A 13,699-nucleotide genomic window follows, 5' to 3' on the forward strand; every position below is an offset into this window, starting at 1 on the left:
CCAGCCGAACGGGGAACGGACGACGGCCGCCTACCCGGGGCGGGCCAAGCGGCGGTACCACCAGAACTCCGTGCGCCGGCTTCGCCGATGGGCGAACGGGTCCGGCAGGGTACGGCGCAGGAAGGCGGCGTCCAGCGGCCGGAGCACCCGGAGGAGCTCGGCGCGGGGCCGGTCCGGCAGCCTGGTCAGGACCTCCTCCAGCACGTCGCGCGCGTGCCGGACGTCGACGAAGGAGCAGCTGTGGCAGGAGCACGCGGAGTCCTGCGGGTAGAGCGGGCGCCGGCCCGGCGGGTGGAGGAACTCCCGGTAGCGCCGGAGGGCTCGCTCGGTGCCGCCGGGATGGATGAGGTAGCTGCCGCCCTGGTGCTCGGCGCGGAGCACAGCCAGGCTCGCCGTGGCGGAGAGCCCGTGGATACGGGCGGGCGGGGCTGGTCCCCAGACACGGGGAACCGCTCGTTCGGCGCGTAGCTCACGTGGCCGCTCACGCGGCAGCCGATCACGCGGCATCGGCCTTTCGACATGTGGTCACGGCAGCCATCGTGCCAGCCCCGACCGGGCGGCCGGCACCGCACTCGGTTACGGGAAGCCCCGGTCCCGGCCGGCTTCACTCGGGCCGAGGCGCCCGCAGCCGACGGGGGCGTGCGCGGTCAGTCGTAGATCCCGAGATGCAGGATGGTGGCCCGGTCGTCGGTGACCAACAGCATGTTGCACCGCCCTACGAAACCCCTGCGCGGGTCGCTGACGTCGCCGGAGCAGCGGACGGGGCCCAGGTGCGCCTCGATGAGGTCGGCGATGCCGTCGGCGACTTCGCCTGCCCGCCGGATCCCAGCGGGGGTGCGCAGGTCGGGGTCCGAGTACCTCACCGCGGGCTGCATGAACCCTCTGGTCACCGCCCCGCGGAAGACGCCCCGCCAGGCCCGTGGTGACACGAGCGGGCCGACGAACGCCTGGTGTCCTCTGCCCCCACCGCGTACACGGCCTGGGCGAGACCCCTCATCCGGTCGAGGCCGGATGCCGTCCCAGCCGCCGGGACCACGGAGAACAGCTCGATGGACGCCACGTGGTGGCAGTCGTCGAGCAGATCCTGGAGCGGTTCGGCTGCGGCCGCCACCGCGTCCGCAGCGTCGAGCGGGTTCAGCACGGGTGTCCCCCGGCTCCTTCGTACGGTTCTGCGCTTCGGCCTCGGTGTGGCGGCTGAGCACGTTCATGCTGCGAGGTTGGCGAGAGCCGGGCCCTGTTCAGAGGGCGGCTTCGTGCTCTCGTCACGGACGCCGGATCGGGCCTCCTGGCCGGTGGCGCCGGCTGTGACCGTGAGGTGCTCTCGAACGTCGGCCCGGACGAGAAGCTCGGACACCACTCAGAGGGCACGCCGCTCGGCGGGCGTGGCCAGCAGGCAGACGTAGGAGCGGGTATTCCGCTCGGGGTTGGGCTGTTCGAGCCTGGTGGTGACGGTGAACCCGGCCTCTTCGAGGAGTTCGACGAGCCGCCCGGCCGGCACGAGGTACGAGGCGTACGACACCGGATGGCCGTACGCCTGGGCAGGGCGCAGCAGTTGGGGCTCGCCGACGTGGCCGCCGAGGAGGAGGTGGCCGCCGGGCGCGAGGACGCGGTGGAACTCGGCGAACAGCGAGGGCAGTCGCTCAACCGGGGTGTGGTGGACGGAGTACCAGGCGAGGATGCCGCCGAGGGCGCCGTCGGGGAGGTCGAGGGCGGCCATCGAGCCCTGCACGAAGCGCAGTCGGGGGTGGGCGCGGCGGGCCAGCGCGACCATCTCGCCGGACACGTCCACCCCGAAGGCCGACAGCCCCAGGCCGCACAGGTACGCCGTCACCCGCCCCGGCCCGCACCCGAGGTCGGCGACCTCTCCGGCGCCCGACTCCCGCACCAGCTCCGCGAACGCGGCGAGCATCGCCCGGGAGACGGGGTCCATTCCCTCGGGCGGGACGACGAGGCGGACGTAGTCGGCGGCGACGGTGTCGTACGACTCCCGGACGGCGGCGAGGTGCGCGGGCTCGGTCACCGTTCCAGTGTGGCAGCCTTGGCGGCGCGCTCGGCGAAGACCTTCTCCCGCCGGTCGGCGGCCTGCTTCAGCATCCGCTTGCGGTCGCGGGCGGAGAGGCGGTCGATGTAGAGCCCGCCGTTCAGGTGGTCGGTCTCGTGCTGGAGGCAGCGGGCGAAGTAGCCTGTGCCCTCGATGGTGACGGGCTCGCCGTGCTGGTTGACGCCGCGCACCACCGTACGGGCCGGGCGGGCGAGCCTGGTGTTGGCACCGGGGACTGAGAGGCAGCCCTCGACCTCCTCGATCAGCGCGCGGCCGGGCTCCTGCTCCTCGACCACCGGGTTGAGGATGTGCCCGGTGTGCCGGACACCGTCGTCGTCGGGGCAGTCGTAGACGAACAGGCGCAGGTCGACGTCCACCTGGTTGGCGGCGAGGCCGCAGCCGTCGGCGACGTGCATGGTGACGAACATGTCGTCGATGAGCTGCGCCAGGCGCTCGCTGCCGAAGTCCTCCCCGGTGGCCGTACGGCAGGTGCGGCGCAGGATCTCCTCCCCCACCTCGGTGATCCGCAGGACGGTCGGACGCTCACGCAGCTCGGACACGGGCACTCCCTCGACGGACGATGGACTTGCTGTCGACTTTGCAAAGTAGCAGACTTTGCAAAGTGACCGAAGACCTCGCCAGAACCGGCTCCCTCCCCGAGCACGCCGTCCGCACCGCCCTGCTGGAGCTGCTCGCCGCGCAGGGCACCGTCACCTCCACCGAGGCCGCCGCCCGACTCGGCGTCAGCTCGGGCCTCTGCTCGTTCCACCTGCGGCAGCTGGCCCGCTACGGGCTGATCGAGGAGGCCCCGGCCGTCGACGGGCGGGCCCGGCCGTGGCGGCTGCCCAGGGCCCAACCTCCGGCGGCGGAGGAGGAGTTCGGGGAACTGGCGCGCGGCCTGGAGGACGAGAGCTACCAGCGCTGGCTCACCCGGCGCGCCGAGGCCCCGGCCGAGTGGCAGCAGGACGAGGCCTTCAGCGCCGTCGTCTACCTGACGCCCGGGGAACTGGCCGCCGTCGGCGAGGAGGTCCGCCGGATGCTGGCCCGCTACCGGGGCCGCGAGGCCGACCCGGCCACCCGGCCCGCCGGGGCCCGGCCGGTCGCCGCCGTCACCCGGCTCTTCCCGCTCCTCGACCGGTAGTCCGGGAGGTTCAGACGGTGCGCGTCCGCACCGCCCGTACCAGCGGCCCGACCGCCAGGCCCAGCGCCGCCCCCAGGGCGACGCCCTGTACCCCGTCCCAGACGTCCTGCACATCGCAGGCCCGGCCGATCGCCGGCACCGCGTAGTGCACCGCGGACACCGCGAACGGGAGCGCCGCCGCACCCAGCAGCGCCACCGCCGTCCGCCGCCGGGTGCCCGCCAGCGCGGCCGCGAAGCCCACCGGGGCGAAGGTCGCCAGCTTGAACTCGATGTCCCGGACGTGCAGCAGCTCGTACGGCGAACGCGGCCGGCCGCCCTCCACGGCGCAGTGCCGGACGGCGCCCTCCGTGAGCCGGAACGCCTCCGGCAGCAGCGTCGCCACGACCACCCCGCCGAGCCCGAGCAGCAGCACGAAGCCCACCGCCCAGTGGGCCCGCAGCAACCGCCCCACCGGCCGGTTCAACAGGGCCGCGGGCACCAGCGAGAGCAGCAGCCCGGGCCAGAACATCGGCATCCCGCCGAGCACCGCACTGATCACGACTCAAACGGACGCCCCGCACACCCGCCCGGTTCTCGTCCGGAGCGGGAAATCCGGGACGGATCCGCGGCGGGAAATCCGGGACGGATCCGCAGCGGGGAATCCGGGGCGGGTGAGACCGCCGGGCGGTCACCGCCCGGTCGGAGGCCGGACCGCCGAAGCGGTCCCGCAGGCTCAGTGCGGGATCGAGGAGATCAGCTCCTGCGCCCCCTGCCGCTTGAGCGCCAGCGCCACCGAGGTCCCCAGGTCCTCCGGGCTGAGCGCGCCCGCCCACTCGTGGGCGTCCAGCACCTGCTTGCCGTCCGGCGTGAAGACCCGGCCGCGCAGGGAGAGGCGGCCGTCCCGCTCGGCCCGGGCGTAGCCGGCGATCGGGCTGTTGCAGTGGCCCTGGAGCGCGTGCAGGAACATCCGCTCGGCCGCCGCCTCGCGCCAGGTGTCGTGGTGGCCGAGGGAGGTGACCGCCTCGATGGTCGCGGTGTCGCCCTCGCGGCACTGCAGGACGAGGATGCCGGCGCCGATCGGCGGGCACATCGCCTCGATGCCGAGCACCTCGGTGATCCGCGCCTGCTCGCCGATCCGCTCCAGGCCGGAGACGGCGAGCAGCAGCGCGTCGACGTCCCCGGCGTCCAGCTTGGCGAGCCGGCTGTTGGCGTTGCCGCGGATCGGGACGCACTCCAGGTGCGGGTGGGAGGCGGCGAGTTGGGCGACCCGGCGGACGGAGGAGGTGCCGATCCGGGTGCCGGGCGGGAGTGCGGCCAGCGGCAGGCCGCCGGGGTGGACGAGGGCGTCGCGGATGTCGTCGCGGCGCAGGTAGGCGGCGAAGACGGTGCCCGCCGGCAGCGGGCGGTCGGCTGGCACGTCCTTGAGGCAGTGGACGGCGACGTCGGCCTCCCCGGCGAGCAGCGCGGCGTCGACCTCCTTGGTGAACGCGCCCTTGCCGCCGAGCTGGGCGAGATCACCCGTCCAGCGGTCCCCCGAGGTGGTGACGGGCACCACCTCGGTGCGCAGGCCCGGGTGCAGGGCGGCGAGTTCGGTGCGGACCCGCTCGACCTGGGCGAGCGCCATGGGCGAGGAGCGGGAGACGATGCGGATCAGCTCAGCGGTGGCCATGGCGCGATGATAGGCGTCCTCACACCGGGGATTGAGCATGCATCAGTGCCATGACACGCGCGGCGGAGGTTTCCGCAAGCTCGGACAACACGGACGGCCGGTCGAGGGGTGCCGACCGGCCGTCCGAACCCGGCGCACGCGTGTCACTCGTTGTGCAGCACCTCGGCGATCGGCAGCCGGGCCGCCGACCGCGCCGGGACGAGCGCACCCAGGACGGCGGTCGCGACGCCCGCGAGGGCGAGGCCGGTGAGCAGCGGGGCGCTCCAGACGTCGAGCGTCTCCTCCGAGAAGACGATGATCCCGACGTTCTCCGCGATCAGCCGGTGGGCCAGCACCCCGACCGGGATGCCGACGACCCCGCTGACCACGCCCTGCCAGGCCACCGAGGTGACCGTCATCGCCACCACCTGCCGGGGCGTCATCCCGATGGACTTCAGCATGCCGAGGTCCCGGCGGCGCTCGCGGACGGTGAGCAGCAGGGTGTTGAAGACGCCCAGCGCGGCGACCACCGACAGCAGCACCGTGAAGACGGTGCAGAAGCCGATGACCGCGACGACCGGCCCGTCCGCGCTGTGCTCGACCACCGAGGGCGAGAGGCTCGGGTCGGCGGCCGAGACCGCCTTCCGGTACGCCTCGGCGTCGGCGCCCCCGGCGAGCCTCACGTCGTACTCGACCACGTGCGGGTCGTCGGTGAGCGCGGCCCTGGTCGCGTCGTTGGAGGCGAACGCCCGGGCGTTGCCCTGGGCCTCCTCGCCGACGACGGTGACGGTCAGCCGGCGGCCGTCCAGCTCCAGGGTGAGCCGGTCGCCGATCCGCAGGCCGTGCTGCTTGAGGAAGGACGGCCCGGCCTCGATCTCGTTCGGCCCCGTCGCCGCGCGCCCCCTGACCACGTCGAGCCGCTTGGGGTCGGCGATGTCGTCGCCGCCGTAGAAGGCGGCGAACGCGAGCTGGGTGTGGCCGACCAGCCCGACCTGGACCAGCCCCCGCGAGCTGACCCGCTCGGCGCCGGGGGCGGTCCGCAGCATCGCCGCGGTCCCGGCCGGGGTGAGCCTGGGCTCGATCGGGCTGCCCGAGAAGTGGGCGGTCCGGACGTTGACGTGGGTACGGCCGTCGCGGTGGTCCGTCGCCTTGGTCAGGGTGCTGCTCAGACCGGTCGTCACGGTCACGGTGACCACGCCGAGCACGATCGCCGCCATGGTCAGCGCGGTCCGGGCCGGGCGGGCGAAGGGCTGGCCGAGGCCCATGCTGACGGCGCGCGGCAGCCGGGTGCCGCTCAGCCACCGCTGGACCCTCAGCCCGCGCCCGGTGCGCGGCGCGCTGCCGGCCGAGATCGCCTCGGCGGCGGAGAGCCGGTGGGCGCGCGCGGCCGGGACCAGGGCGGCGAGCACGACCAGCACCGGGATGCCGGCCAGGGTGGCGGGCGGCAGCCAGCCGGCGGGCCTGATCACGGCGGTGCCGGTGACGATGCCGGAGAACGCGGATTCGAGAATCGGGTACGACGCCGCCCAGCCGGCCGCCGTACCGAGGACGGTGCCGACGACGGCGGGCACCGAGACCATGGTCAGGTAGACCGTGAGCACCTGGCGCGGGGTGAAGCCGATCGACTTCAGCACGCCGATGTGCCGGTAGCCGGAGACCACCGCGCCGCTCACCACGTTGCCGACGATCAGCGCGGAGACCACCAGGCCGAGCACGCCGAACACCGTCATCAGCGGCAGGTAGGCGTCGGCGCCCGCCGAGAAGGCCTGCTTGAGCACCAGGTACGACTGCGCGCTGACGACCGCGTCCCGGGGCAGGCCCTCGGTGGCCTCGGCCAGGGCGGCGGTGAGCCCCCGCTCGCCGTCGCCGCCGGCGTCGGCGAAGCGGTAGAGCATCTGCCGGCCGGTGGGGTGCAGGGCGGCCGCCTGCTCGGGGGTGACCCAGCCGCCGGCGCTCTGGCTCATGCTGGTGGCGAAGCCGACCATGGTGAGCTTCAGGCCCGTGCCGGTGGTGACCGACTGCCCCAGCAGCATGGTGGCGGCGCCCCCGAAGGGGTTGTTGACGACCACCTCGCCGGGTGCGGCGGCCCAGCGGCCGGACAGCAGTTCCACCCGGTCCACCGGCCCGGCCGGGTCGGCCCGGCCGACCAGGGTCAGCGGACCGGGCGGGCGGCCGGCCCAGTCGGTCGGGATGTCCACCACGGCCTGGTCGAACGGCCCGGCGGCGGCCTCGACGCCCGGCCGGTGGGCGGTGGCGGCCAGCTGCTCCGCCGAGGCCCTGGCCGGGTCGAAGGCCGCCACGACGTGCGCCCCGCGCTGGCCGCCGAAGGCCTCGTCGAAGGGGGCCCGGGCGGCGCTGATCACCGCCAGGGCTAGCAGCACGGTCGTGGTGGAGCAGAAGACGACCAGGCCGATCACCAGGGTCTGCACCCGGCGGCGCTTCACGGCCGCCCGGGAGGCGCGCCACACAGCACCGGTCATGCGCCCACCTCGCCGCACTCGGCGGGCGCTTCGCGCAACGCGCACCTCTCGACGGTTCGCTCTCCCCCAGCCTCCGGCCGGGGGTACCCCCACCGCTCGTTCACGACCGCGCCTCCAGCATCCGCTCGCGCGCCACGCGGCCGTCCGCCACCTCGACCAGCCGGCTGGCGCAGCGGGTGGCCAGGTCGGGGTCGTGGGTGACGATCAGCAGGGTCTGGCCGATCTGGTTGAGGTCGATCAGCAGGTCCATCACCTGCTCGCCCGAGCGGCTGTCCAGCGCGCCGGTGGGCTCGTCCGCGAGCAGCAGCGCCGGGCGGTTCATCAGGGCCCGGGCCACCGCGACCCGCTGGCGTTCGCCGCCGCTGAGCGCGGCCGGGTAGACGTCCTTGCGGTGGGCGACGCCGAGTTCGTCCAGCAGTTCCAGGGCCCGGCGGCGGGCCTGGCGGGCACTGGTGCCGGTCAGCTGGGCGGCCAGGGCGACGTTGTCGAGGGCGGGGAGGTCGTCGATCAGGTTGAAGAACTGGAAGACCATGCCGATGTGGCGGCGGCGGAACAGCGCCAGTCCGGTCTCGTTCAGCCGCCCGAGGTCCTGCCCCTGCACCCGGACGGTGCCGGCGGTGGGCCGGTCCAGTCCGGCCACCATGTTCAGCAGGGTGGACTTGCCGCACCCCGAGGGGCCCATCACGGCGACCGCCTCGCCGGCGCGGATCCGCAGGTCGACGCCGTCGAGCGCCTTGGCGTCGCCGAACTCCTTGTGCACCCCGGACAGCTCGACGACGACCTGCGCGTCGTCCGGCGGGGAGGCCCCGTTGTGGTTGCTCATGGTGGACGACCGTAGGGGCGGGGGCGCCGCCGGTACGTCCCACCCCGGGTGTAACCGCGGGCGGCCGTAGTACCCGGGATGTACGGGCGCGGCACCTCCGGATGATGTGGATCATGCCGTGACCTGGGAGGCTGGCGCCGTGTGGGGAACGGGGTGGGACTGGGCGGCGGCCGCGACGGCCGGTGCGGCGGGCACCGCGGCCGGGTGGCTGGCGGTGGCCCTCGGCCGGGCGCGACGGCGGCACCGGGCGGCCGTCGGCGAGCGCGGCTGGCTGCTGGAACGGGAGCGGGAGAGCGCCGCCCGCACCGCCGTGGACGCCGAACGGGCCCGGATCGCCGCCGAGTTGCACGACATCGTGAGCCACAACGTGAGCCTGATGGTGGTGCAGGCCGGGGCCGCGCGCGAGGTGCTGGCCACCATGCCCGAGGAGGCGGCGGCCGCGATGGCGGCGGTCGAGGCGGCCGGGCGGGACACGATGACCGAACTGCGGCACCTGCTCGGCCTGCTCGCCCCCGCCGCCGACGGGAGCGAGGAACCGGCCGCGGACGGGTTCGCGCCGCAGCCCAGCCTGAGCCGGCTGAGCCCGCTGATCGACCGGTTCGCCTTCGCCGGGCTGCCGGTCGAGGTGCGGATCTCCGGCGAGCCGCGGCCGCTGCCCGGCGGCATCGACGTGACGGCGTACCGGATCGTCCAGGAGGCACTGACCAATGCGCTCAAACACGGGGACGGGGTGACGGCGGAGGTGACGGTGCGCTACGCGGACCACTACCTGCGGGTGGAGGTGCTCAACAGCGGCCCGAGCGTGCTCTCCGGAGCGTCCGGCCCTGCCCCACGGCCGACGCCACGGCCGGCCGACGGCGCCGGACGCGGGCTGATCGGCCTGCGCGAGCGCGTCGCGGTGTACGGCGGGGACCTGGACGCCCGGCGCCGGCTCGGCGGCGGCTTCCGGGTGCGCGCCCGCATCCCGCTGGACCGGCCGTGACGGCGGGCGCCGTGGAGCACGACGGGCGGCGCCGTCCGCGCGTGGTGATCGCCGACGACCAGGAACTGGTCCGCACCGGCTTCCGGATGATCCTCACCGCGCGCGGCATCGACGTGGTCGCCGAGGCCGCCGACGGCGCCGAGGCGGTGGCCGCGGCCGTGCTGCACCGCCCGGACGTCGCCCTGCTGGACATCCGGATGCCCGGCACGGACGGCCTGGAGGCCGCCCGCCGCATCCTGGCCCGGGTGCCGGGCTGCCGGGTGATCATGCTGACCACCTTCGACCTGGACCACTACGTCTACGCCGCGCTGTCCGCCGGGGCCAGCGGCTTCCTGCTCAAGGACGTCACCTCGGCCCATCTCGCCGCCGCCGTACGGCTGGTGGACACCGGGGACGCGCTGCTCGCGCCCTCGATCACCCGGCGCCTGGTCGAGCGCTTCGCGGCCGGTGCCCCGCGCCCGGCCCCCGGCGCCGACGGCCCGCCGCTGCACCGGGACCTCGCCCCGCTCACCCCGCGCGAGGCGGAGGTGCTCACGCTGCTCGGGCGCGGGCTGTCCAACACCGAGCTGGCGCGCGAACTCACCCTCAGCGAGTCGACGGTGAAGACCCATGTGGCCCGGATCTTCGCCAAGCTCCACCTGCGCGACCGGGCGCAGGCGGTGGTGCTCGCCTACGAGACCGGGCTGGTGGCGCCCGGCGGCGGCTGACCGCCGCCGACGGGACCGGGCCGGCCGCGCCCGGCGGCTGACGGCCGCCAACTCACCCGCGCCGCGCCCCAATTCGCGTGACTATCATCCGAATCTCACTCCTTAGAGCTAACTCTTCGCCAAATCCGCCTTTTTGCCAATTCATGGGGCACCATCTGCATGTCCACGCCCGAACAGAACCGACACCTCGGGCGCCACCCCCCGGCATGACGAGACCACTTGGACCGGCCCGTGACCACCACCGCCCCCGTGTGGGACTGCCCCTTCCACCACACCGACGGCCTGGAGTTCGACCCCCTCCTGAAGCGGCTGCTCACCGAGGCCCCGGTCGCCAGGATCCGGCTGCCGTACGGCGAGGGCGAGGCCTGGCTGGCCACCCGCTACGAGGACGTCAAACTGGTCACCACCGACCGCCGGTTCAGCCGTGCCGGGGGCATCGGCCGCGACCTGCCCCGGATGACGCCCGCCCCGATCGCCCAGGCCGAGGCGATCAACCTGATGGACCCGCCCGCCCACAACCGGCTGCGCCGGCTGGTCGCCCAGGGCTTCACCAACCGCCAGGTCGAGCGGATGCGCCCGGCCACCCAGCGCACCGTCGACGGCTACTTCGACGAGATGACCGAACACGGCGCCCCCGCCGACCTGATGCACTTCCTGGCCAACCGCCTCCCGCTCACCACCATCTGCGAACTGCTGGACATCCCCGCCGCCGACCGCGCCGAACTGCGCGGCCACGCGGTGGCCATGATGCGGATGGGCCCGGGCAGCCGGGACGGCCAGGAGGCCGCCAAGACCGCGCTGCGCGGCTACTTCACCGAGCTGACCGCCGAACGCCGGGCCCACCCCGGCGAGGACCTGATCAGTGCCCTGGCCACCGCCCGCGACGGCGACGAGCTGCTCGACCCGGACGAACTGACCGTCATGGCGATGGTCCTGCTGGTCACCGGCCACGACACCAGCACCTACCAGCTCGGCAACATCACCTACACCCTGCTCACCCACCCCGAACAGCTCGCGAAACTGCGCGCCCGCCCGGAGACGCTGCCGAGCGCCCTGGAGGAGCTGCTGCGCTTCATCCCCTTCCGCCAGGGCGTCGGCATCGCCCGGGTCGCCACCGAGGACGTCGAACTGGGCGGAGTGCTGATCCGGGCCGGCGAGGCCGTGCACGTCTCCTACCTCACCGCCAACCGGGACCCGGCCTTCTACGAACGCCCCGACGAGCTGGACCTCGACCGCGGCGCGCCCACCCACATGGCCTTCGGGTACGGCCAGCACCACTGCCTCGGCTCGCACCTGGCCCGGATGGAGCTGCAGGTCGCCATCGGCACCCTGCTGCGCCGCTTCCCCGGCCTGCGGCTGGCCGCCGAGCCGTCCGAACTCGACTGGAACTCCGGCTCGATCTGGCGCTTCCCGCGCACCCTGCCGGTCGCCTGGTAACCGCCTCCCCACCAACCCACCGTTCCCGCAGCACTGGGGAGACCCGCACCCATGGCAACTCTCTGCCGCCCGGCGATCGCCGTGCCCGAGCACGTCATCACCCTCGAGGAGACCCTCGACCTCGCCCGCACCCTGCACGCCGACCACCCCCAGCTCGGCCTGGCACTGCGGCTGATCGAGAACACCGGGGTGCGCACCCGGCACCTGGTCCAGCCGATCGAGCGGACCCTCACCCACCCGGGCTTCACCGTCCGCAACGAGGTGTACGAACGCGAGGCCAAGCGGCGCGTCCCTGAGGTGGTCGAACGCGCCCTCGCCCACGGCGAGTTGACCGCCCGGGACATCGACCTGATCGTCTACGTCTCGTGCACCGGCTTCATGATGCCGTCGATGACCGCCTGGCTGATCAACACCATGGGCTTCCGCTCCGACACCCGCCAGGTGCCGATCGCCCAGCTCGGCTGCGCGGCCGGCGGCGCCGCCGTCAACCGGGCTCACGACTTCTGCCGCGCCTACCCGGGCGCCAACGTGCTGATCGTCGCCTGCGAGTTCTGCTCGCTCTGCTACCAGCCGACCGACCTCGGCGTCGGCTCGCTGCTCTCCAACGGCCTGTTCGGGGACGCCGTCGCCGCCGTGGTGATGCGCGGCAACGGCGGCTGCGGCGTCCAGGTCGAGCGCAACGGCTCGCACCTCGTCCCGCACACCGTGGACTGGATCTCGTACGGGGTGAAGGAGACCGGCTTCCACTTCCAACTGGACAAGCGGGTCCCCGGCACCATGGAGATGCTCGCGCCCGCGCTGCGCGGCCTGGCCGGGGAACACGGCTGGGACGTCTCCGGCCTCGGCTTCTACATCGTGCACGCGGGCGGCCCGCGCATCCTGGACGACCTGTGCCGCTTCCTCAACCTGGAGCCGGCCACCTTCCGCTACAGCCGGGCGACGCTCACCGAACGCGGCAACATCGCCAGCGCGGTGGTCTTCGACGCGCTGGCCCGGCTGTTCGCCGACGGCGGCGTGCCCGAGGGCACCACCGGGCTGATCGCCGGCTTCGGCCCGGGCATCACCGCCGAGATCTCCCTGGGCAGTTGGGTCGGCACGGCGACCGAGGGCCCTCGCCCGCGCCGCCCCCGCGCCATCTCCACCTCCGACATCGCCCTCGTCCATCCGAGCGCCCCCCACCGTTTCCCGGCCGGCACTACGATCACCGAATGACCGACACCACGGACCGCGCCGACGCCTCTGCCAGATCCGCCGAACTCGCCTCACTGTTCCCGGCGTTGCACGCGCCGCAGTACTGGGGATGGGGGCGGTTCGACGCACAGTTCTCCACCGAGCTGCCGCCGGACGCGCTGGTCACCAACATCCACCTGGTCGGGTTCGCGGACGGCCGGGTGGTGCTCTGCCGCGACGACCGGGACCACTGGTTCCTGCCCGGCGGCACCCGGGAGCAGGACGAGAGCATCCCGTCCTGCCTCACCCGCGAGCTGCGGGAGGAGGCCGGCGCCCGGCTGCTCGGCGAGCCGCACTGGCTGGGCGCGCACCGCTGCCGCACCGAGGACCCGGTGCCGTACCGGCCGTGGCAGCCGCACCCGGAGAAGGCCTGGCTGTGGGGCTGGGGCGAGGTCGCGCTGGACTCCGCGCCGACCAACCCGGCGGACGGCGAGCAGGTGGTCGAGGTCCGTCCGGTGGCGCCCGCGGAGGCCCGGCGGCTGCTGCTGGCCGGCCACGAGGCCTGGTGGGGCGAGCTGGTCGAGCTGGCGGTGGAGCTGCGGCGGCGGGCCGGGCTGGCCTGAGGCCCCCGGGCTTCCCTCCGCCGCGGATATTCCCGTCAGGCCGGAACACCACCGGAACAGCCGAACAGCGGGGAGTCATGTCCGTTTTGCGGTGATATGACTCGGCCATGGAGACCAAACTGTTGGCCGTGGACTACCCGGTGCTCAACATCTTCTGGACGATGCTGGAGCTGTTCCTCTGGATCCTCTGGTTCTTCCTCCTGTTCAAGATCATCACGGACATCTTCCGCAGCCACGACCTCAGCGGCTGGGGCAAGGCCGGCTGGCTCGTCCTGGTGATCATCCTGCCGCTGATCGGCGTCCTCGCGTACCTGATCGCCCGCGGGCAGTCGATGGGCCGACGGGACGTCGAACAGGCGCAGCGGTCCGAGGCCGCGTTCAAGGCCTACATCCGGGACGCGGCCGGGGCCGCGCCGGGCGACGTCGGCGCCACCGCCACCGGCGTCGGCACCGGCACCGGTGCGGGCCGCAGCCACGTCGACGACCTGGCCAGGCTGGCGGACCTGAGGGACCGGGGCGCCATCTCGGACGAGGAGTACCAGAAGGCCAAGGAGAAGCTCCTGGTGTGACGGACGACGGCCGGGGGCCGGCGGGTGCGTGCTGCGCGCCCACCGGCTCCCGGCCGTCGTGCGGTCGTGCTGTCGTGCGGTCGTGCTGTCGTGCGGTCG

The 13,699-nt window shown here is 73.9% G+C and carries 15 protein-coding genes; 7 read left to right on the plus strand and 8 right to left on the minus strand.

All coding sequences use genetic code 11. The features are described 5' to 3' along the window. Positions 1–30: 30 nt before the first annotated feature. The 4 genes from ACZ7RU_RS31245 to def form a co-directional block, all read right to left on the minus strand. The gene (locus ACZ7RU_RS31245) at positions 31–381 is read right to left on the minus strand and encodes a hypothetical protein (RefSeq protein WP_470344328.1); all 351 of its coding nucleotides are present in this window, start codon (positions 379–381) and stop codon (positions 31–33) included. 266 nt (positions 382–647) lie between these two features. After that, positions 648–863, minus strand: coding sequence for a hypothetical protein (locus tag ACZ7RU_RS31250; protein ID WP_470344329.1), 216 nt, complete (start codon positions 861–863; stop codon positions 648–650). A 494-nt stretch (positions 864–1,357) separates the two neighbouring features. Further along, positions 1,358–2,020 (minus strand): class I SAM-dependent methyltransferase, encoded by a 663-nt coding sequence (locus tag ACZ7RU_RS31255; RefSeq protein ID WP_470344330.1) that lies wholly within the window; start codon positions 2,018–2,020, stop codon positions 1,358–1,360. Further along, on the minus strand, positions 2,017–2,607 hold the full coding sequence (gene def / locus ACZ7RU_RS31260) for a peptide deformylase (protein WP_470344331.1): 591 nt from the start codon (positions 2,605–2,607) through the stop codon (positions 2,017–2,019). The genes ACZ7RU_RS31255 and def overlap by 4 nt, the downstream gene beginning before the upstream one ends. Before the next feature lie 56 nt (positions 2,608–2,663). Here def and ACZ7RU_RS31265 point away from each other — a divergent pair, with 56 nt between their 5' ends. Next, positions 2,664–3,182 carry an ArsR/SmtB family transcription factor gene (locus tag ACZ7RU_RS31265; protein WP_470344332.1) on the plus strand — a complete coding sequence of 173 codons (519 nt, stop codon included), beginning with the start codon at positions 2,664–2,666 and terminating at the stop codon, positions 3,180–3,182. Positions 3,183–3,192: 10 nt separating this feature from the next. Here the strand turns inward: ACZ7RU_RS31265 and ACZ7RU_RS31270 are convergent, their stop codons facing one another. The 4 genes from ACZ7RU_RS31270 to ACZ7RU_RS31285 form a co-directional block, all read right to left on the minus strand. Continuing rightward, positions 3,193–3,720 (minus strand): hypothetical protein, encoded by a 528-nt coding sequence (locus ACZ7RU_RS31270; protein WP_470344333.1) that lies wholly within the window; start codon positions 3,718–3,720, stop codon positions 3,193–3,195. A gap of 174 nt (positions 3,721–3,894) precedes the next feature. After that, positions 3,895–4,830, minus strand: coding sequence for a hydroxymethylbilane synthase (gene hemC / locus ACZ7RU_RS31275; protein WP_470344334.1), 936 nt, complete (start codon positions 4,828–4,830; stop codon positions 3,895–3,897). Between the two features lie 143 nt (positions 4,831–4,973). Then, a complete protein-coding gene (locus ACZ7RU_RS31280; RefSeq protein ID WP_470344335.1) occupies positions 4,974–7,289 on the minus strand; it encodes an ABC transporter permease in 2,316 nt (771 codons plus the stop codon). A gap of 100 nt (positions 7,290–7,389) precedes the next feature. Further along, positions 7,390–8,112 (minus strand): ABC transporter ATP-binding protein, encoded by a 723-nt coding sequence (locus ACZ7RU_RS31285; protein WP_470344336.1) that lies wholly within the window; start codon positions 8,110–8,112, stop codon positions 7,390–7,392. Between the two features lie 118 nt (positions 8,113–8,230). Here ACZ7RU_RS31285 and ACZ7RU_RS31290 point away from each other — a divergent pair, with 118 nt between their 5' ends. The 6 genes from ACZ7RU_RS31290 (at position 8,231) to ACZ7RU_RS31315 (ending at position 13,600) form a co-directional block, all read left to right on the plus strand. Beyond that, positions 8,231–9,094, plus strand: a complete 864-nt coding sequence (locus tag ACZ7RU_RS31290) for a sensor histidine kinase (RefSeq protein WP_470344337.1) — start codon at positions 8,231–8,233, stop codon at positions 9,092–9,094. Continuing rightward, positions 9,091–9,801 (plus strand): response regulator, encoded by a 711-nt coding sequence (locus ACZ7RU_RS31295; protein ID WP_470344338.1) that lies wholly within the window; start codon positions 9,091–9,093, stop codon positions 9,799–9,801. The genes ACZ7RU_RS31290 and ACZ7RU_RS31295 overlap by 4 nt, the downstream gene beginning before the upstream one ends. Positions 9,802–10,032: 231 nt before the next feature. Further along, positions 10,033–11,238 carry a cytochrome P450 gene (locus ACZ7RU_RS31300; RefSeq protein WP_470344339.1) on the plus strand — a complete coding sequence of 402 codons (1,206 nt, stop codon included), beginning with the start codon at positions 10,033–10,035 and terminating at the stop codon, positions 11,236–11,238. Between the two features lie 51 nt (positions 11,239–11,289). Continuing rightward, a complete protein-coding gene (locus ACZ7RU_RS31305; RefSeq protein ID WP_470344340.1) occupies positions 11,290–12,450 on the plus strand; it encodes a type III polyketide synthase in 1,161 nt (386 codons plus the stop codon). Continuing rightward, positions 12,447–13,031 (plus strand): NUDIX domain-containing protein, encoded by a 585-nt coding sequence (locus tag ACZ7RU_RS31310; protein WP_470344341.1) that lies wholly within the window; start codon positions 12,447–12,449, stop codon positions 13,029–13,031. The genes ACZ7RU_RS31305 and ACZ7RU_RS31310 overlap by 4 nt, the downstream gene beginning before the upstream one ends. 107 nt (positions 13,032–13,138) lie before the next feature. Further along, positions 13,139–13,600, plus strand: coding sequence for an SHOCT domain-containing protein (locus ACZ7RU_RS31315; protein ID WP_470344342.1), 462 nt, complete (start codon positions 13,139–13,141; stop codon positions 13,598–13,600). The last annotated feature ends 99 nt before the right edge of the window (positions 13,601–13,699 follow it).

The organism is Kitasatospora sp. NPDC114501, assembly GCF_055633695.1.